Annotated in this window: 22 protein-coding genes and 1 tRNA gene; 16 read left to right on the forward strand and 7 right to left on the reverse strand. The window is 62.6% G+C overall.

Translation table 11 applies throughout. From position 1 onward, the window contains the following. Positions 1–305: hypothetical protein (locus tag AC0L18_RS11400; RefSeq protein WP_473492255.1), on the forward strand; the 305-nt coding region annotated here is incomplete at its 5' end. On the opposite strand, the gene AC0L18_RS11405 is transcribed toward AC0L18_RS11400, so the two are convergent. The 4 genes from AC0L18_RS11405 to AC0L18_RS11420 form a co-directional block, all read right to left on the reverse strand. Then, a complete protein-coding gene (locus tag AC0L18_RS11405; protein WP_473492256.1) occupies positions 302–1,498 on the reverse strand; it encodes a porin in 1,197 nt (398 codons plus the stop codon). The genes AC0L18_RS11400 and AC0L18_RS11405 overlap by 4 nt on opposite strands. A 392-nt stretch (positions 1,499–1,890) precedes the next feature. Continuing rightward, positions 1,891–1,981 (reverse strand) — tRNA-Ser (locus AC0L18_RS11410). A gap of 52 nt (positions 1,982–2,033) precedes the next feature. Continuing rightward, entirely contained in the window at positions 2,034–2,942 is a 909-nt protein-coding gene (locus AC0L18_RS11415; RefSeq protein WP_473492257.1) for an alpha/beta fold hydrolase, read from the reverse strand. A 291-nt stretch (positions 2,943–3,233) separates the two neighbouring features. Next, positions 3,234–5,288 carry a lytic transglycosylase domain-containing protein gene (locus tag AC0L18_RS11420; protein WP_473492452.1) on the reverse strand — a complete coding sequence of 685 codons (2,055 nt, stop codon included), beginning with the start codon at positions 5,286–5,288 and terminating at the stop codon, positions 3,234–3,236. A gap of 334 nt (positions 5,289–5,622) precedes the next feature. Between AC0L18_RS11420 and dapA the strand changes: the two genes are divergently transcribed. From dapA to AC0L18_RS11435, 3 genes are all read left to right on the forward strand, one after another. Then, a complete protein-coding gene (gene dapA, locus AC0L18_RS11425) occupies positions 5,623–6,504 on the forward strand; it encodes a 4-hydroxy-tetrahydrodipicolinate synthase (protein WP_473492258.1) in 882 nt (293 codons plus the stop codon). A gap of 246 nt (positions 6,505–6,750) precedes the next feature. Further along, on the forward strand, positions 6,751–7,230 hold the full coding sequence (gene smpB / locus AC0L18_RS11430; RefSeq protein WP_128172698.1) for an SsrA-binding protein SmpB: 480 nt from the start codon (positions 6,751–6,753) through the stop codon (positions 7,228–7,230). A gap of 118 nt (positions 7,231–7,348) precedes the next feature. Next, on the forward strand, positions 7,349–8,092 hold the full coding sequence (locus AC0L18_RS11435) for a glycoside hydrolase family 25 protein (protein ID WP_473492260.1): 744 nt from the start codon (positions 7,349–7,351) through the stop codon (positions 8,090–8,092). Here AC0L18_RS11435 and AC0L18_RS11440 read toward each other — a convergent pair. Both AC0L18_RS11440 and AC0L18_RS11445 read right to left on the reverse strand, forming a co-directional pair. After that, the gene (locus tag AC0L18_RS11440; RefSeq protein ID WP_473492261.1) at positions 8,061–8,738 is read right to left on the reverse strand and encodes a uracil-DNA glycosylase; all 678 of its coding nucleotides are present in this window, start codon (positions 8,736–8,738) and stop codon (positions 8,061–8,063) included. The genes AC0L18_RS11435 and AC0L18_RS11440 overlap by 32 nt on opposite strands. Beyond that, positions 8,735–9,316 carry a LabA-like NYN domain-containing protein gene (locus AC0L18_RS11445; RefSeq protein WP_023800773.1) on the reverse strand — a complete coding sequence of 194 codons (582 nt, stop codon included), beginning with the start codon at positions 9,314–9,316 and terminating at the stop codon, positions 8,735–8,737. The genes AC0L18_RS11440 and AC0L18_RS11445 overlap by 4 nt, the downstream gene beginning before the upstream one ends. A gap of 320 nt (positions 9,317–9,636) precedes the next feature. On the opposite strand from AC0L18_RS11445, the gene rpoZ reads away from it, so the two are divergent. The 3 genes from rpoZ (at position 9,637) to pyrE (ending at position 13,091) form a co-directional block, all read left to right on the forward strand. Then, positions 9,637–10,038 carry a DNA-directed RNA polymerase subunit omega gene (gene rpoZ / locus AC0L18_RS11450; protein WP_023800772.1) on the forward strand — a complete coding sequence of 134 codons (402 nt, stop codon included), beginning with the start codon at positions 9,637–9,639 and terminating at the stop codon, positions 10,036–10,038. A gap of 111 nt (positions 10,039–10,149) precedes the next feature. Beyond that, on the forward strand, positions 10,150–12,378 hold the full coding sequence (locus AC0L18_RS11455; protein ID WP_023800771.1) for a RelA/SpoT family protein: 2,229 nt from the start codon (positions 10,150–10,152) through the stop codon (positions 12,376–12,378). Between the two features lie 134 nt (positions 12,379–12,512). After that, a complete protein-coding gene (pyrE, locus tag AC0L18_RS11460) occupies positions 12,513–13,091 on the forward strand; it encodes an orotate phosphoribosyltransferase (protein ID WP_473492262.1) in 579 nt (192 codons plus the stop codon). 23 nt (positions 13,092–13,114) lie between these two features. On the opposite strand, the gene AC0L18_RS11465 is transcribed toward pyrE, so the two are convergent. Beyond that, positions 13,115–13,618, reverse strand: a complete 504-nt coding sequence (locus AC0L18_RS11465; RefSeq protein ID WP_473492454.1) for a MarR family winged helix-turn-helix transcriptional regulator — start codon at positions 13,616–13,618, stop codon at positions 13,115–13,117. A gap of 83 nt (positions 13,619–13,701) precedes the next feature. On the opposite strand from AC0L18_RS11465, the gene AC0L18_RS11470 reads away from it, so the two are divergent. From AC0L18_RS11470 to AC0L18_RS11510, 9 genes are all read left to right on the forward strand, one after another. After that, a complete protein-coding gene (locus tag AC0L18_RS11470; RefSeq protein WP_473492263.1) occupies positions 13,702–14,247 on the forward strand; it encodes a DUF417 family protein in 546 nt (181 codons plus the stop codon). 3 nt (positions 14,248–14,250) lie between these two features. Continuing rightward, entirely contained in the window at positions 14,251–14,838 is a 588-nt protein-coding gene (locus AC0L18_RS11475; protein WP_473492264.1) for a putative glycolipid-binding domain-containing protein, read from the forward strand. 347 nt (positions 14,839–15,185) lie between these two features. Continuing rightward, positions 15,186–15,587 (forward strand): holo-ACP synthase, encoded by a 402-nt coding sequence (acpS, locus tag AC0L18_RS11480; RefSeq protein ID WP_236386542.1) that lies wholly within the window; start codon positions 15,186–15,188, stop codon positions 15,585–15,587. An 89-nt stretch (positions 15,588–15,676) separates the two neighbouring features. Further along, positions 15,677–16,426 (forward strand): signal peptidase I, encoded by a 750-nt coding sequence (gene lepB, locus AC0L18_RS11485; RefSeq protein WP_473492265.1) that lies wholly within the window; start codon positions 15,677–15,679, stop codon positions 16,424–16,426. 3 nt (positions 16,427–16,429) lie between these two features. Then, positions 16,430–17,155, forward strand: a complete 726-nt coding sequence (rnc, locus tag AC0L18_RS11490) for a ribonuclease III (RefSeq protein WP_473492266.1) — start codon at positions 16,430–16,432, stop codon at positions 17,153–17,155. Next, the gene (gene era / locus AC0L18_RS11495) at positions 17,152–18,084 is read left to right on the forward strand and encodes a GTPase Era (protein ID WP_473492267.1); all 933 of its coding nucleotides are present in this window, start codon (positions 17,152–17,154) and stop codon (positions 18,082–18,084) included. Before rnc ends, era begins: the two co-directional genes overlap by 4 nt. 41 nt (positions 18,085–18,125) lie before the next feature. Then, the gene (locus AC0L18_RS11500) at positions 18,126–19,049 is read left to right on the forward strand and encodes an aminoglycoside phosphotransferase family protein (RefSeq protein ID WP_473492268.1); all 924 of its coding nucleotides are present in this window, start codon (positions 18,126–18,128) and stop codon (positions 19,047–19,049) included. 41 nt (positions 19,050–19,090) lie between these two features. Next, positions 19,091–19,852 (forward strand): DNA repair protein RecO, encoded by a 762-nt coding sequence (recO, locus tag AC0L18_RS11505; protein WP_473492269.1) that lies wholly within the window; start codon positions 19,091–19,093, stop codon positions 19,850–19,852. Beyond that, positions 19,849–20,025 carry a hypothetical protein gene (locus tag AC0L18_RS11510; RefSeq protein ID WP_473492270.1) on the forward strand — a complete coding sequence of 59 codons (177 nt, stop codon included), beginning with the start codon at positions 19,849–19,851 and terminating at the stop codon, positions 20,023–20,025. The genes recO and AC0L18_RS11510 overlap by 4 nt, the downstream gene beginning before the upstream one ends. Positions 20,026–20,068 lie beyond the last annotated feature (43 nt).

The raw sequence follows: 20,068 nt of genomic DNA on the forward strand, positions 1-20,068 counted from the left end.
ATGCGCAAGCTCATCACAACCCTCAACGCTATGGTGCGCACCAACAAACCCTGGAATCCGACTTCCGTTTGAAGCACGGTTGCTCAACCGTTTTGGCGCTGCGCGCCAATCCACCTTCTCCCACAGGGGGAGAAGGAAGAGCCCTGTCCGGCAGGACAGAGGGGGGCGCGAAGGATCGCCGCTGCTTTCATTCTGTGCAGCTGCATTATTCGGCTGAAAACATTCCGCCCTTGACAGCCACGCCGACACGAAAAAACCCGGCGGTTGCCCGCCGGGTTCGATTTCAGTCAGACGATGCTGATTAGAACGAGCGCTGGAAGCGGAGCATGCCGCCGAGGCTGTCTTCGTCGTCCGCGTCGGTCCAGTTGTCGAAGCCGGCCTCGCCGAACTCGCCGGCGTGCAGGTAGTCGACTTCGGCCGTGATCGTCAGGCCCGGAACGATGTCGTAAGCGATGTTGGCAGCGATGCCGAGGTTTTCGCCTTCGTCATAGGAGATCTGGGTGTTGAACGACGTCTTCTCGTTGATGGTGTAGGTGCCACCGCCCCAGACCGCCCAATTGCCGCTCCACAGCTTGTACATGCCGCGGCCGCCGGTGGCGGGGAGTGCAAAGGTCCCGTCCGTGTAGTTGTCGTCGGTGCCGTAGCCGGCCATGATGAACAGCGACAGGTTCTCCATCGGGGTGAGGTCGAGGCGAACCTTGCCGGCCACCTCTTCGTAGTTGGCGTCGTAAGCAATGACGCCGGTGATGGCGCCCCAGCCCTGCGTCCACTTCAAGCCGCCGACGACATGCGGAACATAGCTGTCGATCGTGAAGTCGCCATAACCCTGTTCGAGCGAGGCGACGGCCGAGAAGCCGTTGCCGAAGTCGAAATAGTACTGGACGACGTTGGTGTCGAAACCGCCGTAGGGAACCAGCGTATCCTGGATGACGTTGCCGGCATAACCGATGAACGTATCGAAGGCCGATTCGTCTTTACCGACGCGCAGGCCACCGAGCTGGATCCAGGCGAAGTTCAGCGAAATGCCTTTGTTTCCGGCAGGGTTATCGACAATGGTCGTGACCGGCAGCAGCGGACCGGCACCGTCCGGATCGACGGTGTCGATGCTGACGTGTCGGTTGTTGTTGCCGAAGTTGAAGCGGGTCTCGGTGAAGGTCTTCAAGGTGCCGAGTTCGGTTTCCTGGCCGGTCCAGGTCCTCAGCGTGAAGCGGGCCTGCTTGTAGTAGGTGTCCTGGATGTCGCCGTCCTCGACGTCGAAGTTCTCAGCACCGTCGAACGAGCCGACGTCGCCGACGCCGATGTCGTAGCGGATGTAGCCGCCGATGCGCAGGCAGGTCTCGGTGCCGGGGATGTAGAAGTAGCCAGCGCCGTAGACGTCGCAGATGCGGACGTATTCAGCGGGTTCCGGCTCGGCGACGACGACGGCGTCGGCGGCGCGCGCACCGGAAACTGCGACCAGAGCCGCAGCGGAGCCAAGAAGAAGGCTCTTGATGTTCATTTTCTGACCTCCAGTCAAAAGTTAAAAAACGGGTCTGGGTATTCTTTGCTGAAGGACAGCGTTCCCTGCCCCATCCCCACTACCGAAAAAGATGCGCACCGCGCCGCTCCTTCGAACCCGACATTACCCATGAGGCGGCGGCGTTCAACAACCATCGCATCGGCGGCAGGTCTGTGCAGGCGCTATCACCCTGCCTTGTTGCACAAATGACACGATTTGGCCTCACTCGGAAAGCTCCCGTTAACCATCGAGCCGTCGCAGACCCTTGGGCGAGCCCTTGCAATCCGGCCGATTCCGGCAATTGGCTGCCGCAATTGCGGCGATGTCTGTGAGTCGCCGGCCAAGGCATTGCCGCATGGCGAAAAGCGGCGAGCGCGAAGCGCGAAGCGGGATGGCGGAGAGGATGGGATTCGAACCCACGAGAAGCTTTTGACCTCTACTCCCTTAGCAGGGGAGCGCCTTCGACCACTCGGCCACCTCTCCGTTGCGCTGGTGGATAAAGAAAAGCGCCGGCACAATCAACAAGCCTGACCCATTATCGTTGAAAAAACCGGCTCCCGGCGAAGCGTTGCTCGGTCCTGTCCAGAAAAGCGGCGATGGCGCCGGGCAGGCCGCCGGTCTCGAGGAAAGGCGCATGGCCCTGGCCTTCGACCGTGATCGCCTCGACACAAGGATGACGGTTTCGCATTTGTTCGAAGGTCTCGGCGGACAGCAGCTTCGAATTGGCGCCGCGTATGGCGAGCAAGGGTATTGCCTCCAGCGCCTCGAACTGCGGCCACATGTCTGGCAGCTTCTGGGTCAGGTCGAGTCCCGCCAGCGTCTCGACCAGCTTCGGGTCGAAATCCGGCAATAATCCTTCAACCGTCTCTCGGTAGAGCGCCGCTACCATCCGCTCCCAATCCGCCTCGGTCAGGGCAGGAAAGTCGCTGCCATGCGCGCCGCGCTGGGCGCCGACGGCCTCGGCGTGGGTTTTCGGCTTCGGCGCGCGCTCGAGATAGGAGCGGATATGGGCGAGACCGCCGGCCTCGAGCACCGGGCCGATATCGTTGAGCACCATAGCCCGCAGGACTGCCGGCCGCATCACGCCAAGCACATGGATGATCAGCCCGCCGCGTGACGTGCCGATGAAACCTGCCTCGTCGATGCCCAGCGCCGCCAACCCGGCGAGGATGTCACCGGCTTCGACGCCGATATTGTAGTGGCCGATATCGGGGTCGCAGGCGGATTGCCCGCGCCCGCGATAGTCGAAAGCGACGATTTTTCGCGGCGTTTGCGCCCGCCGCGACAGGTGCAGCGCCAGTTCATGAAAATCGCGGCTATTGCGGGTCAGGCCGGGCAGGCAGACGACCGGCCAGTGGCCGGAATTCGCTTCGCCATAGATGCGGGCGTGGAGTTCAAGCCCGTCCGGCGAGGCGTAGAAGAAGTCGGAAAAACCGCTCGACATTTTGGGACTCGATTCCTCGCCGTTGTCGGATCGTCTCGACTGCTACAGGCGAGGGCGGGGGTGGTCAAATCGAAGCGTCATTTTCGAGATATCGGCGGGACAGCGCCCCCCTCTGTCCTGCCGGACATCTCCCCCACTTGGGGGGAGATTGGCTGTCCCTCTGCTTTTCGCCAATCGCCAACGCTGATAAGGAAGGCGCCGCCAGTGTAACTGCCAATCTCCCCTTGAGGGGGGAGATGCCCGGCAGGGCAGAGGGGGGTGCTTCGCCAAGCCAGCCTTCGCCCGAACGGATCAACTCCGCCCGTTCACCAAATCCCCGACAATGTCGTACTTGCCGGAAATACGCATCTTGTAGACTTCGTAATTCTCCATCACGCGCTGGACGTAACTTCTTGTTTCGGTATAAGGAATCCGCTCGATCCAGTCGACGACGGCGTCGATGTCCTTGCCGCGCGGGTCGCCGTATCTGGCCACCCACTGGGCGGCGCGGCCGGGGCCGGCATTGTAGCCGGCGAAGGTCAGCACATAGGAGCCGTTGAAGCGGCCGAGCTGCTCGCCGAGGAAGGCGGCGCCCAAGGTCGCGTTGTAGCCGGCGTCGGTGGTCAGCCGCGCTTGCGAGAAGGTCATTCCGGCCTTGTCAGCCAATTGCCTGGCGGTCGCCGGCATCAGCTGCAGCAGGCCACGTGCGCCGGCGCTGGAGACGGCGCCGATGTTGAACTCGCTTTCCTGGCGGGCGATCGCATAGGCCAGCGCCTTGCCGGAGCCGGAAATGTTGGCCGTCTCGGGAATGACGCCGAGCGGATGCGAAAGCGCCCCGACATCGATGCCGCGCGCGCCGGCGATCTTGCCGACTTTCAGTGCCAGGAAGTGATTGCCCTGCTTTTCCGCCATCGCGGCCAGAAGCGCCAGCTCTCCGGGGCTGCTCAACTGGCCGGCGAGGTCGCGGTAAAGCGTGTCGGCGTAGCGCTGATAGCCTGCCTGCTGCAGTCGCCTGATGGCGCTGACCGCCTCGCGGTTGGAAAAATTCCGGTGATCGGTGGCGCTCGGCTGCGGATGGGCGCTGTTGAGGACCTGCCGGCCGACGCGCTCACCGGCGAGCTGGCCGTAGAACGTCGTGCCGTAACCTGCGGCACGGCTAAAATAATCCTTGGCGCTGCCAGGGCCGCCGGCTTCGGCGGCACGGCCGAGCCAATAGTAGGCGCGCGACAGCGATATCGGCCCCTGGGCGAGACCGGCGATCCGCTCAAAATGCTTGGCAGCGGTGGTGGGATCGTTGAGGCCGCGCAGCGCGTACCAGCCGGCATGAAACTCCGCATCCGCCGCGTTGGCAGCCGTTTCGCCGGCGTGTGCTGCGACTATCCTGTAGGCGGTTTTCATGTCGCCCTGGTCGACCAGTTCGCGCGACAGCACCCGGCGCTCGGCCCACCAGGCATCCGGGTCGACCAGAGCGTTGCGGTCGCTCGGCGCCTTCATCACCGTTGCGGCGGCGTCGGAAAACTTCTGCTGCTTGCGCAGATATTGGGCTTGGGCGAAGAGATAGCCGGCCGAACGCTGCGCGGCGGGCACCGCCTTCAGCAGCCTGGCGGCGTTCTTGTCGACCGCATTCTTGTCGCCCTTGTCCGCCGCGGCCCAGGCGTCGGCCAGTTGCCGGGCGCCCGCAAGGCCGGCGACGCGCAGCGCCGAACTGACCCGGTCGGCATAAAACATGCGCTCCATGCGGAAACGGTGGTCTGCTGCGGGGATCAGCGTGCCGAATTCCTGGATGATCGCCGCCTCGTCCCTGGCTTGCAGTTTTTCGGTGCGCCAGAAAGGCGACAGCACCGAGTGCGCCGCCTGGACGTTGCCCTGCGAGACATAGGAGCGGGCGAGGATCACCACGCCCTCGGCTGTTTGCGGCTGGCTGCCGCCGAAAGCCTGCACCACGATCTCAGGCGCGGGGTTCTCGCGGTAGAGCGCGCGCTCGCTGTTCTTGCGCAAGGCGATCATGCCCGGCCAGTTCGGCAGCATTTTCGCAGCATCGGCGATGTCGCCGCTTGGCACCCTGTCGCCGCCATAGAACGCGATCGCCCAGGCAAGGATGTGCTGGTCGAGCGAATTGACCGGCAGGGCGTCGCGCACCTGGCGCGCACCGGCAATGTCGTTTGCCGCCAGCGCATCGAGGCCGCTCTTCAACCTGGCGACGCTGGCGGGAGGGGATTCCGGACCCTGCAGGCCGGTATCCAGCAGGTTTGGCTTCGGAATGGTCGACGTGACCTGTGCATCGACCTTGCCGGCGGCCACAAGGGTCGGCGTCAACAGGAGAATTGCGCCAAGCAGCGCGAAAAAATGAGGCTGCCGGGTCGGCATCGTCTTCATCATTTCCTGTCTTGCACAATCACCAACAGGCACAGATCAACTGAAGCCTAGTTGGCTGTGGTGAAGAGCCTGTAAACGGGGCTATCGAAGTCGTTCAAATTGCGCTTGCTGGCATTCTTGTCATGCTTGCCGCGCAACAATGTCGAGACTATGGTGCGCCGCTTCGCTTTCGGCTAGAAGGCGCGCACGACAAAACACCTGCAGCACCGCGCGTCGTCTCGGACGCGCAAAGGATGCTGTAGCACTTTAAATTTTGGCGCATGATCTTTCCGTGAATCGGCTCCGATTTTCGGGCTCGTGCGCCAGTCCCAAGGAGTTGGACGACATGCTGAGAGGCTCGCTTACCGCGCTCGTGACACCGTTCGAAAAGAGCGGCCGTTTCGACGAGAAAGCGTTTCGCGCCTTCATCGCCTGGCAGATCGCTGAAGGCACGACCGGCGTGGTTCCGGTCGGCACCACCGGCGAGTCGCCGACGCTGTCGCATGACGAGCACCGCCACGTCGTAAAAGTGTGCGTCGAAATGGCAAAGGGCCGCGTTCCGGTCGTCGCCGGCGCCGGCTCCAACAACACCGAGGAGGCGGTTGGCCTGGTGCAATATGCCGAGAAGGCCGGCGCCGACGCGGCACTCGTCGTCACGCCCTACTACAACCGGCCGACGCAGCGCGGCCTCTATGCGCATTTCGCTGCCGTCGCCAAGGCGACCAGCCTGCCGATCATCATCTACAACATTCCGCCGCGCTCGGTGATCGACATGATGCCCGAGACCATGGGCCAGTTGGTGCATGACTTCAAGAACATCGTCGGCGTCAAGGACGCCACCGGCAAGGTCGAGCGGGTTTCCGAGCAGCGTGCCACCTGTGGCAAGGATTTCATCCAGCTTTCCGGCGAGGACGCCTCGGCACTCGGTTTCAACGCCCATGGCGGCGTCGGCTGCATCTCGGTGACGGCGAATGTCGCGCCGCGGCTGTGCGCCGAATTCCAGGAGGCGACGCTTTCCGGCGACCACGCCAAGGCGCTGGACTTGCAGGACCGCCTGCTGCCGCTGCACAAGGCGATTTTCCTGGAACCCGGCGTGTCCGGCGCGAAATATGCGCTGTCGAAGCTCGGCAAGGTCGAGAACGTGCTGCGTTCGCCGCTGGTCACCATCGAGCAGTCGACCGCCGAAAAGATCGATGCGGCCATGAAGCACGCCGGCTTGATTAACTAGCGAGCCCGTTTGGAAACTCTACTCCTGCGGCCAACTGAAGGCGTCACCTGCGCTTCCGGTGCTCACGTACTATATGTACGCTCCGCTCCGGTTCGCGCATGGCCCCGAAAGCGTTCGCTTTCGGAAAGGACCATGCGCAAGCTCAGGCTTCTAGAGCGTACTTTGCGCGTTTGAAAATCGCGCGGCGCTCTAGTGCCACCATCATCTGACTCGCAGGAGCGAGTTTCGAAACGGACTCTAGACGTCATGAACCAGGTCAGAAAAGCCGATCCCAACAACAAAACCGTTGCGGAAAACCGCAAGGCGCGGTTTTCCTACGAGGTGCTCGACACGATCGAGGCCGGCCTGGTGCTGACCGGCACCGAGGTGAAGTCGCTGCGCCAGGGCCAGGCCAACATCCAGGACAGCTACGCCTCGGTCGAGGGCGGCGAGATCTGGCTGATCAACTCCTATTTGCCGGAATATCTGCAGGCCAACCGCTTCAACCACGAGCCACGCCGGCGCCGCAAACTCCTGCTCAACAAGCGCGAGATGGCCAAGCTGTCGCAGAGCGTCGATCGCGAAGGCATGACGCTGGTGCCGCTAAAAATCTATTTCAATGAAAAAGGCAGGGCGAAGCTTTTGCTCGCCGTCGGCCGCGGCAAGAAACTGCACGACAAGCGCGAAACCGAAAAGCAGCGCGACTGGTCGCGCGAAAAGGGCCGGCTGCTGAAGGAGCGTGGGTGAGGAGCGGTCCGCGAAGCGGACGAAAAGCCAACGATTTGGCTTTTCGAGCGACGAACGCCCGGAGCCATAGCGGAGGGCAGGGCGGTTCAACAGGGATAGGCCTCTTTTGAAGAACCGGATGAGGAACCGGATTGTCTTTTGGGGTGCGGCCAGCCTGATCCTGGCGTGCCTTGTCACGGCCGCCGGCTATTTTTACTCCCGACCATTTTCTCCGGACCGCGGCAAATATCCGGTCAGGGGCATCGACGTTTCCCATCACCAGCGACAGATCGACTGGCGGCGTGTTGCCGCCGATGATGTCGCCTTCGCCATCATCAAGGCAACTGAAGGCGGCGACCATGTCGACGATGCCTTCGCCGCCAATCTGAGCGAGGCGCGTGCGGCTGGTCTGGCGGTCGGCGCCTATCATTTCTTCACCTTCTGCAGGCCTGGCGCCGATCAGGCGAAGAATTTCATCTCCGTCGTGCCGCGCGATCAAACGCTGCTGCCGCCGGTGGTGGATATCGAATTCGTCGGCAATTGCCCGCGGCGGCCATCGCCCGAAGAATTGAGCGTTGAACTCTCGGCTTTCCTCGGCCCTGTCGAGGCAGCTTTCGGCAAGACGGCGATCCTCTATGTGACCGACGACGCGGCACGGGCCTATACCAGCCAGATCGTCGGCCGCCCGCGCTGGGTTCGTTCGCTGGCGCTGCAGCCAGGTCATGACGACTGGATCTATTGGCAGTACCACGACAGCGGTCGCGTCGACGGCATCACCGGCGATGTCGATCTGAATGTGCTTCAGGGCGGGCCGGAGAAATTGGCCGAGCTGTTTGCGTCACCGCCCGAATCTATCTCTCCAGAAACGCCGCTATCTCCCTGAAGACGTTTACGAACATTGCTTCCGTCAGCACGCCGGTGTTGGTGTTGTAGCGCGAGCAATGATAGCTGGAAAACAGCGTCACGCCATTGGTTTGCTGCTGCCCGCCATGCTTGAACGGATAAGCGGCGACACGCTGGCCGAGCGCCCGCACGGTCGACTGGTGCGCGATCGAGCCCAGCGCCAGCACGGCGCGCAGGTTCTTGAACCGCGCGATCGTCGGCACCAGGAACGTCCGGCAGGTGGCAATCTCGGCGCCGGCCGGCTTGTTGTCCGGCGGCACGCAGCGAACTGCATTGGTGATCGCCGTGCCGACAAGCTCCAGCCCGTCATCGGGCCGCGCCTTGAATTGGCCACGGGCAAAGCCGTGTGCGATCAGCGTGTTGTAGAGCAGGTCGCCGGCAAAATCGCCGGTGAAGGGGCGTCCGGTGCGGTTTGCGCCGCGCAGGCCCGGCGCCAGTCCGACGATCAGCAGCCGCACCGCCTCCTCGCCCTCGGGTGGCAGAAAGGTCGGCACTGGTGCATTGAACCAGGACGGCTCGCGCTGCCGCCATTGCGCAATAAAATCATGCAGCCGCGGGCAGAGCGGGCAATCGCGGTCGGGCTCGGAGGACGCGACCAGGGGAGCGGTCAAGACCGCCGCCGTCAATACTCGTCCTCGTCGACTTCGGCTGGTTCGGGCCGGCGCACCGGCCGCTCGGACGGATCGCGGCCGACATCGCTCTTCAAGGTAATCAGGTCAATGAAATGATCGGCCTGGCGGCGCAGATCGTCGGAAATCATCGGCGGCTGCGAAGCCATGGTCGAGACGATCGAGACCTTGCGCCCGCGCCGCTGCAGCGCCTCGACCAGCGTGCGGAAATCGCCGTCGCCGGAAAAGATGACATAGTGGTCGACGACATCGGCGAGTTCCAGCGCATCGACGGTCAGCTCGATGTCCATATTGCCCTTGATCTTGCGGCGGCCGGTCGAGTCGGTGAACTCCTTGGCCGGCTTGGTCACCACCTTGAAGCCGTTATAGTCGAGCCAATCGATCAGCGGCCGGATCGAGGAATATTCCTGATCCTCGACCAGCGCGGTGTAATAGTAGGCACGCAGCAGGTAGCCGCGCTTCTGGAAGTTTGACAAAAGCCTGCGGTAGTCGATGTCGAAGCCGAGCGCACGCGAGGTGGCGTAAAGATTGGCACCGTCGATGAAAAGAGCGATTTTTTCACGAGGGTCGAACATGGAAATATTCCTTTTCGAAAATAAGCGGTCGTCTAAATGCGCGTGACTATCGGTCGGCTTGAAATAACCGGCTGACCTTCGTCATTCGAGATAACGCCGGTTTTACGGCAATCCAAGGGTATGATGCTGCATCGCAAGCAATTGTGATCGGTGCCGCATGTCGCAGGCGGCGCGCGCCAAGACTGGCCTTGGCCAGACCCGGGGCCGAGGCCCCCAGGCCCGGCATTGTCCGGCACTGCCAAGAAGCTTGTATTTTGGCGGCGTTCGGGTTATGGACCGCGCCTGTTTTCCATCAAATCCAGGCATGAAAGGGGCAGCTCATGGCCCGTGTAACCGTTGAAGATTGCATCGACAAGGTCAACAACCGCTTCGAGCTCGTGCTTCTGGCCGGCCACCGCGCCCGTCAGATCAGCCAGGGCGCGCAGATCACCGTTCCTCGTGACAACGACAAGAATCCGGTCATCGCGCTGCGCGAGATCGCCGAGGAGACATTGTCGCCCGACGACCTCAAGGAAGACCTGATCCACTCGCTGCAGAAGCATGTCGAGGTCGACGAGCCGGAAGCCGACGGCGAGGCGATCGCCGACCAGACCGGTACCGCCGCTGCGGCAACCGACGCCGACGACACCGAGGACAACATCACCTTCGACCGCATGACCGAGGAAGACCTCCTGGCCGGCATCGAAGGTCTGGTGCCGCCGGAAAAAAGCGACGATTATTAATCTTCCCACCGGCCGCCGACACTTTCGCGCCGGCGGTTTCGTGGTTATCTATGACATGCGCCGTACGCCAGTGCGGCGCATGATTCATTTCAGCACTGCGAGATCCCGCCCATGATGCGTCAGTATGAGCTTGTCGAGCGCGTCCAGCGCTACAAGCCTGACGTCAACGAGGCGCTGCTCAACAAGGCCTATGTCTACGCCATGCAGAAGCATGGTCACCAGAAGCGCGCCTCCGGCGATCCCTATTTCTCGCATCCGCTCGAAGTCGCCGCCATCCTCACCGAAATGCACATGGATGAGGCGACCATCGCGGTTGCCTTGCTGCACGATACGATCGAGGACACCACGGCGACCAGGGCCGAGATCGACGAGCTGTTCGGTCCGGAAATGGGCAAGCTGGTCGAAGGCCTGACCAAGCTGAAGAAACTCGACCTCGTCTCCAAAAAGGCCGAGCAGGCGGAAAACCTGCGCAAGCTGTTGCTGGCGATATCGGAAGACGTTCGCGTGCTTCTGGTCAAGCTTGCCGACCGCTTGCACAACATGCGCACCCTCGACCATGTGCCCGAAGCCAAGCGCCTGCGCATCGCCGAGGAAACGATGGATATCTATGCGCCGCTGGCCGGGCGCATGGGCATGCAAGGCATGCGCGAGGAGCTCGAGGAGATCGCCTTTCGCTTCATCAATCCGGAAGCCTACCGCGCCGTCACCGCGCGGCTCGCCGAAATCTTCGAGCGCAACAAGGATGTGCTGTCCGAGATCGAGAAGGCGCTGTCCACGCTGTTCGACAAATATGCGATCAAGGCCGAGGTCAAGAGCCGTCAGAAGAAGCCGTGGTCGGTGTTCCGCAAGATGGAGGCCAAGGCGCTGTCCTTCGAACAGCTGTCCGACATTTTCGGCTTTCGCGTCGTCGTCGATACCGTCGAGGACTGCTACCGCGCGCTCGGCGCCATCCACACCACGTGGTCGATGGTGCCCGGCCGCTTCAAGGACTACATCTCGACGCCGAAGCAGAACGACTACCGTTCGATCCACACCACCATCGTCGGACCGTCGCGGCAGCGCGTCGAGCTGCAGATCCGCACCTATCAGATGAACAAGATCGCCGAATATGGCGTTGCCGCGCATTCGATCTACAAGGACAGCGGCGGCAAGGTGAACGGCACCGCCCACGCGATCTCGAAGGAGACCAACGCCTATGCCTGGCTGCGGCGCACCATCGAGCAGCTTGCCGAAGGCGACAATCCCGAGGACTTCCTCGAAAACACCAAGCTGGAACTGTTCCAGGACCAGGTTTTCTGCTTCACGCCCAAGGGCATGCTGATCGCGCTGCCGCGCGGCGCGACGCCGATCGATTTCGCCTACGCCGTGCACACCGATGTCGGTGATACCTGCGTCGGCGCCAAGGTCAACGGCCGCATCATGCCGCTGATGACCGAGCTGAAGAATGGCGACGAGGTCGAAATCATCCGCTCCAAGGCGCAGGTGCCGCCGGCGGCATGGGAATCGGTGGTCGTCACCGGCAAGGCGCGCTCGGCGATCCGCCGCGCCACCAAGAATGCCATCCGCAAGCAGTATTCGGGTCTCGGCATCCGCATACTGGAACGTGCTTTCGAGCGGTCAGGCAAGATTTTTACCAAGGAAAGCTTGAAATCGGTGCTGCATCGGCTGGCACGCAAGGACATCGAGGATGTGCTGGCCTCTGTCGGCCGCGGCGAACTTGCCTCTACCGATGTCATCAAGGCGGTGTTTCCCGACTACAAGGACGAGCGCATCACGCTGGCGGCGCCCAAGCAGCGCGAGGAGGGCTGGTCGAAGATCCGCAACGCCGCCGGCATGCTGTTCCAGATTCCGGGCCGCGCCGCACGCAAGGACAAGGACCAGCCAAGGGACGGCGCCGTACCGATCCGCGGCGTGCGCGGCGACCTGCCGGTGCGCTTCGCGCCGGAAGGTGCTGTGCCCGGCGACCGCATCGTCGGCATCGTGCAGCCGGGGACCGGCATCACCATCTATCCGATCCAGTCGCCGGCGCTGCAGGCCTTCGACGACCAGCCAGAACGCTGGATCGACGTGCGCTGGGACATAGACGAGCGCACCAAGGAGCGGTTTCCGGCGCGCGTCTCGGTCACCGCCATCAACGCGCCGGGCTCACTGGCCGACATTGCGCAGGTCGTTGCATCCAACGATGCCAACATCCATACATTGTCGATGGTGCGCACCGCGCCTGATTTCACCGAAATGCTGATCGATCTCGAAGTCTGGGACCTGAAGCACCTGAACCGGCTACTGTCGCAGCTCAAGGACAATTCGAGCGTCAGCGACGCACGGCGGGTGAATGGGTGAATGGCGAGAATAGTGAATAGTGAATAGTGAATAGTGAATAGTGAATAGTGAATAGTGAAAGAAGGGCGCTCTCACTGCCGACTACTGACCATTCACTATTCACCATTCACCATTCATCATGAACGGAGCGAACAATGAACACCGACGAAGTGCTGGGCGTTTTCCGTGAGGCCGGTGCCGTTCTCGAGGGGCATTTCATCCTGACTTCGGGTTTGCGTAGCCCGGTCTTCCTGCAGAAGGCGCGGGTCTTCATGCATGCCGACAAGACCGAGCGCCTGTGCAAGGCGCTGGCCGAAAAAATCCGCGCTGCTGTGTCCGGCAGGATCGACTACGTCGTCGGCCCGGCGATCGGCGGGCTGATCCCGGCTTACGAGACCTCGCGCCATCTTGGCGCACCGGCGATCTGGGTCGAGCGGGAAGCGGGCGAGTTCAGGCTCCGCCGCTTCGAGATCGCCAGCGGGTCGCGCGTCGTCATCGTCGAGGACATCGTCACCACCGGCCTGTCGATCCGCGAGACCATCGACTGCCTGCGCGCGCTTGGAGCCGAGGTGGTTGCCGCTGCCTGCATCATCGACCGCTCGGCCGGCAAGACCGATGTCGGCGTGCCGCTGATCGCGCTCGCCGAATATGAGGTTCCGGCCTACCCGGCCGACAGGCTGCCGCCCGAGCTTGCCGCCATACCGCCAGTCAAGCCGGGCAGCCGCAACATCTAAGGCATGTCGCCCAAAGCCACAGCTCAGGCCAGTTCCGCTTCCACAGGGCAGTCTTGGCAAGCGGTATAGTTGCAGAGCCGGCAAATACGGTATGCATGGTCCTCGGTGCTGACGAGCCCACGCAACAGCTTGGCGGCAAGGTTACCGAATTCTTGCAGCTCCTCCTGACTTAGAACAGCGAGCGCTGACGCGAGCCCTTTCTGGCGAGCGGAAAGAATAGCACTGCAGGTCGTCTCGCCCAAAGGAGTGAGCCTTAGCGCTACCGCGCGATGGTCGTCAGGCGCCGAGAACCGAGCCGCCAATCCCTCCGCGACCAGTCGATCGACCAGTCTGACGGTGCCCGAATGGGACAGTGACAATGCGCGGCGCAGCCTCTCGATCGACAGGCCCGGTACGTGGCCAATGAGGGTGATCGCGGAAGCCGCCGGGCCGGGCTCCGGTGCTTTGGCCTGAGCGTCCCGCTGCAAAATGTCCGCAAAGGCGAGCGCTAGAGCGCCAATCACATTTTCAATCCTGGAATCGGTCATCGCCAAAAAATATATGCTCGGAGCATATACATCAAGGTCGAATTATTATATGCTTGGAGCATACAAATCGAAAGGAGAAGGCCATGTTTACCTCTGCAACCGCCAACGCTCCGTTCGTGGCGCGCATCAATCAAGCTGGCTACCACCTTGCTGCCGTGGGTCGCGCGGTAACCCTTCTGGGGGTGGTGCTTCCTCTGCTGTTGATCGGCATTTTGAAATTCACCGCAATCGAGATCGAGGCACTTAGGCCATTCGTCGAGAATACGCCTTGGCTGGCATGGCTCTATCCCGCATTCGGATCTGCGGGAGCCTCCTACTTCCTGGGCGTGGTCGAACTGGTCACAGCGCTTCTGCTGATAGCATCTGTCCGTAGCGTCTGGGCTGGCCTCGTGGGGGGTGCCATCGGTTCAGTCATCTTCGCGCTGACGTCCTCGACAATGCTCACCCTGCCGATCTGGGAAACGGGCTCCGGAGGGTTTCCCTTCCTCAACGGGTTAGGTGCCTTTCTGATCAAGGATGTCGCCTTGCTCGGAGTGAGCCTGGTCATATTGGGGAGCAGCCTTCAGCAACTCGTATCCGACCTCGGCCGAAAAATTGATCGTGGTGATGAACAACGCATCGAGAGGTGAAAGATGTCTCTACTCGCTATCTGGCGCAGGACGGACGAACCAGGGCACGATGTCGTGCAGCTAAAGCAGACAGACCTCGGCTGGCACTTGAATGGAGCCGCTGTATACCTGTCGGATGCGGGCCCGGCACGTTTGGACTACACTGTGCAACTGGCCGAAGATTGGACGACCAAATCCGGCAGCGTTCGCGGGTTCATCGGTTCCCAGTCAGTCGATCTGACAATAATCCGCAACGAGACCGGCATCCGCAACGAGACCGGCTGGACTGTCAATGGGCAGCGGCAGCCGGCGGTTCAGTCGATGGTGGACCTGGACTACAGCTTTACGCCGGCGACGAACCTGCAACAAATTCGCAGAATGAACCTGAAGGTCGGCGACAAGGCGGATTTTCCGGTGGCTTGGCTTGTGGCTGGCGCGTCGAGTTTGGTTGTTCTGCCGCAAAGCTACCATCGTGTGAGTGAGACCGAGTACATCTACGAGGCTCCCACAGTGCCATACCGTGCTAAGCTGCTCATTCCCGAGGCTGGCTTTGCCGAGGATTACCCCGACGGCTGGGTTTTCGAGACCGGCAACGCCGGCCGCGCACTATAGGATTGCGGCTGAAGCTTGGCGCTCGCAAGCTGACATCCATGCAACTTGCTGCTTCGGGGCAAGGCGAACCCGTCGCATTTGGTTACCTCCTGTGGCAGACCATCGCGGCAGCGATTCGTTGTCTTGGGGCTTGGGTGTCGCTATATCGAAGCCTTGATTGCCTTCCGGCGTGCGGGTGGCCGGGCCGGCGTATTGGATCAGGACAGGGACAGAGTGCTTTTTCGACGCCGCAAGCCTGATGGTCTTCTCGACCGGGTGCGTCTCCATGTATGGCCACGCCGCTCTTTCTCGCGCTCCATGCGCCTGATGAACAGAGCTGGAACGGCCGGACGGGAAGTTCCCGCCCAATGATCATTGGCATCGGCAGCGACCTGATCGATATCAGACGCATCGAAAAATCGCTGCAGCGCCATGGCCAGCGCTTCATCCAGCGTATCTACACCGAGGTCGAACAGGCCCGCTCCGAAAACCGCGGCGCCCGCGCCGCCTCTTATGCCAAGCGTTTTGCTGCCAAGGAGGCCTGCGCCAAGGCGCTGGGCACCGGTATGGCGCAAGGGGTGTTCTGGCGCGACATGGGTGTCGTCAATCTGGCCAGCGGCAAGCCGACCATGGCGTTGACCGGCGGGGCGGCGGCGCAGTTGGACAAGATCCTGCCTGAAGGGCACAGAGCGGCGATCCACCTCACCATCACCGATGATTTTCCGCTTGCTCAAGCCTTTGTGATAATCGAGGCGATGCCCGTCGAATAAGCGCCATATTGATCGCATCTGACCACCGGCATGACGTTGCCCAGCGCGCGCCGAGACTCTATACCAACCAACGCATAATCGAGGACGACATGAGCGTGGCTGAAAAATCCCAGAAGAAATCCGGCGGGCTTGGCGAAACCGTCAGCGTCATCGTCCAGGCGCTGTTGCTCGCTTTGGTCATCCGCACGCTTCTTTTCCAGCCCTTCTCTATCCCGTCCGGGTCGATGCGGCCGACCTTGCTCGAGGGCGACTATCTCTTCGTCACCAAATGGTCCTATGGCTTCTCGCGCTATTCGCTGCCGTTCGGGCCGGACCTGTTTTCGGGCCGCATCTGGGGCGCCGAGCCGAAGCGCGGCGACGTGGCGGTGTTCAAGTTCCCGCCGGACCCCTCCGTCGACTACATCAAGCGCGTCGTCGGCCTGCCGGGCGACAAGATCCAGGTCAAGGATGGCCAGCTCTTCATCAACGGCGTCGGCGTGCAGCGCCAGAAGGTCGGGCAGATCGACAATCGCGACATCACCGAGGAGAGCGGGCCGGTCGACGTCTATCGCGAGACATTGCCGAATGGCGTCAGCTTTGACACGCTCGACCTGATACCCAACTCGATCGGTGACAACACCCAGGAATTCGACGTGCCGCCCGGCCACTATTTCATGATGGGCGACAACAGAGACAATTCCTCGGACAGCCGCTTCACCGTCGGTTTCGTGCCCGACGAGAACCTGGTCGGTCGCGCCAACCTCATCTTCTTCTCGATCGGTGGCAGCGCCAGCCCGCTCGAAATCTGGAAATGGCCGTCGCAGATGCGCGCGTCGCGCCTGCTCCATTTCGTCAGATAGGTCATGGTGGCGACAAAACGGCTGACCGTCGACGCGCTCGCCGAAGCGCTCATGGAGCGCACCGGCCACGCCTTTGCCGACCGCCAGCGCTTGCAGCGCGCGCTGACCCATGCCAGCGCCCGCAGCAGCCATGCCGGCATCGACTATGAGCGTTTCGAATTCCTGGGCGACCGCGTCCTCGGCCTGGTCGTCGCCGACATGCTGCTGGCGGCGTATCCTGACGCTGCCGAAGGTGAGCTGTCGCTCCGGCTCAACGCGCTGGTCAATGCCGAGGTGCTGGCGGACATCGCCGAGGAGATCGGCCTGCCGGAGTTGATCCGTGCCGGCTCGGACGTACGCGGCCTGGACGGGCGCAAACGCGTCAATCTGCGGGCTGATGCGCTGGAATCGCTGATCGCCGTGCTCTATCTCGACGGCGGGCTGGAGGCGGCCCGCGCCTTCATCCACAAATACTGGCGGCCGCGCTCGCAGGCCATCGGCGCCGCCCGCCGCGATGCCAAGACCGAGTTGCAGGAGTGGGCGCATCAGGCGGCAGGCGCCGTGCCGGTCTACATAATTGACAGCCGCGAGGGACCGGACCACGATCCGCTGTTCACCGTCACCGTCAAGGTCGGCGCCTATCCGCCGGCGACCGGCAGCGGGCGCTCCAAGCGCGAGGCCGAGCAAACCGCCGCGACTGCGCTGCTGTTGCGCGAAGGCGTCTGGCTAAATAAGGGGAGCGCGGCATGACCGCCACCGAAGACGTCCCGCCGGCAACAGAAGCCGCCACCACGCATTCCGGCTTCGTCGCGCTGATCGGCGCGCCCAATGCGGGGAAATCGACGCTGGTCAACCAACTGGTCGGCGCCAAGGTGTCGATCGTCACCCACAAGGTGCAGACGACGCGCGCCATCGTGCGCGGCATCGCCATCCACAACAACGCACAGATCGTCTTCGTCGACACGCCGGGCATCTTCAAGCCGAAGCGGCGGTTGGACACGGCGATGGTGACGACCGCCTGGGGCAGCGCCAAGGACGCCGACATCGTGCTGCTGCTGATCGACGCCGAGCGCGGCATCAGGGGCGACGCCGACGCGATCCTCGAACGGCTGAAGGTTGTCCGCCAGCCGATGGTGCTGATCCTCAACAAGGTCGACCGGGTCAAGCCCGAGGCGCTGCTGGCCCTGTCCGCGGCAGCGAATGAAAGAGTGCCGTTCAAGCGCACCTTCATGGTCTCGGCGCTAACCGGGTCGGGCTGCAAGGACGTGCTCGACTATCTCTCGGAAACCCTGCCTGCCGGCCCCTGGTATTACCCGGAAGACCAGATCTCCGACCTGCCGATGCGTCAGCTGGCGGCCGAGATCACCCGCGAAAAGCTCTATCTCAGGCTGCATCAGGAACTGCCCTATTCCTCCCATATCGAGACCGAGAAATGGGAAGAGAAGAAGGACGGCTCGGTGCGCATCGACCAGACCATCTATGTCGAGCGTGACAGCCAGAAGAAGATCGTGCTCGGCCACAAGGGCGAGACGATCCGTGCCATCGGCCAGGCGGCACGCATGGAGATATCCGGTATCCTCGAACAGAAGGTGCATCTTTTCCTGTTCGTCAAGGTGCGCGAGAACTGGGGCGACGACCCCGAGCGCTATCGCGAGATGGGGCTGGATTTTCCGCATTAGAGCATGTTCCCGAAAAGTGGGAGCCGGTTTTCGGAAAGATCATGCTCGAACAAGAAGTCACTATCGATACAGCCCTCGTGAGCCGGTTGGTCGCCACGCAATTTCCCCGATGGAAGGATCTTGCTGTCCGGCCGGTTGCATCAGGCGGATGGGACAACAGGACCTTTCATCTCGGAGACCACATGCTGGTGAGGCTGCCGAGTGCGGCCGCCTATGCCTTGCAGGTCGAAAAGGAACATCGCTGGCTGCCAAGGCTTGCGCCTCTGCTGCCGCTGCCTGTCGCTGTCCCGCTGGCGATGGGAGCCCCGGCCGACGACTATCCCTGGCACTGGTCCGTCTACCGCTGGATCGAAGGCGAGACGGCGACGCTGGAGCGTATTGCCAGCCTGCCGCAATTCGCGGCCGGCCTGGCCCAGTTCCTGGTCGCCCTGCAACGGATCGATCCCGCCGGTGGACCGGCGCCAGGGCAGCACAATTTTTTTCGCGGCGGACCACTGAGCGTCTATGACGGTGAGACCCGGCAAGCAATTGCAGCGCTCGATGGCAGGATCGATACGGTCGCCGCGAGTGCGGTGTGGGAAGCAGCGCTTGCCGCGACATGGCACGGCGCGCCCGTCTGGTTCCACGGCGACGTCAGTTGGGGAAACCTGTTGGTCAGGCAAGGTGCTTTGAGCGCGGTGATCGACTTCGGGACTTCGGGCGTGGGCGATCCCTCGTGCGACTTGGCGATTGCGTGGACGCTCTTCAAAGGGAAAAGCCGAGAGGTGTTTCGCGCCGGTCTTCAGGCCGATGAGGCTACCTGGGCGCGGGGCCGTGGCTGGACGCTATGGAAAGCGCTGATTACGGTCGCCGGCCATATAGACATCAATCCAATTGAGGTTGAAAAGTCGCGACGCGTGATCGATGAAGTGCTTGCCGATCACCTCAGCGCGGACCGCCGCGGAGGGCACCGACACAGCGCCTGAAAAACTTGATTTCGCCACCGAAGCGGTGACAAGCTGCGTTCATGGAATGGCGCGACGAGGGAATTATTCTCGGCACCCGCAAGCATGGCGAAACCAGCGCCATTCTTGAGGTCATGACGCGTGCGCACGGCCGCCACCTCGGCCTTGTGCGCGGCGGCCGCTCGCGCAAGCAGCAGCCGGTTCTGCAGCCCGGCAACCGCGTCGACCTGTTGTGGCGGGCGCGACTCGACGAGCATCTGGGCACCTTCCAGGCCGAGGCGATCGAGATGAACGCCGCCCGGCTCATGGACAGCGCCGTCGCCATCTATGGGCTGCAGACCATGGCGGCGCATCTGCGCCTGCTGCCCGAGCGCGACGCGCATGACGGCCTCTACGAGACGCTGGCCGTGATGATCGCCCATCTCGACGATGCGGACGCCGCCGGCGAGTTGGTGGCGCGCTTCGAATTGCTGATTCTCGACGAACTCGGCTTCGGCCTCGATCTCAGCCAGTGTGCCGCGACCGGCGCCAGGCAGGACCTTGCCTATGTCTCGCCGAAGTCCGGGCGCGCCGTGTCGCGCCAGGCCGGCGCGCCATGGCGCGACAAGATGCTGGTGCTCCCCGCATTCCTGCAGCGCGGCTCCGGGCTGCACGCCGATCCGGCGGCGATCGAGGACGCCTTCCGGCTGACCGGCTTCTTTTTTGCCCGCCATGTCTACGAGCCGCGCGGGATCGAGGCGCCCGGCGCCCGCACCGGCTTCCTCGCCGCCCTACGCAAGCACCATGCGCTGCACAAGGTGATCGGGGGAGAGACCGTTACATGAGTGAAGCGGAACTCTATCCCGGCCGGGTGTCGCCGCTCCGCCTCGGCATCGCTGAATATACCGGCCTGGAATTGCTCCAGCGCATTATCGACAACAAACACAAGGCGCTGCCGCTGGCTTTCGGCACCGAAACGTGCTCGATCTTCCGGCCGCCAATCTGGGCGGCGGGCTGACTCGGCTGGCCGTCTGGCCGCCGTATTTGTCGGTCACTACTGG

This window comes from Mesorhizobium sp. WSM4819 (genome assembly GCF_055811215.1).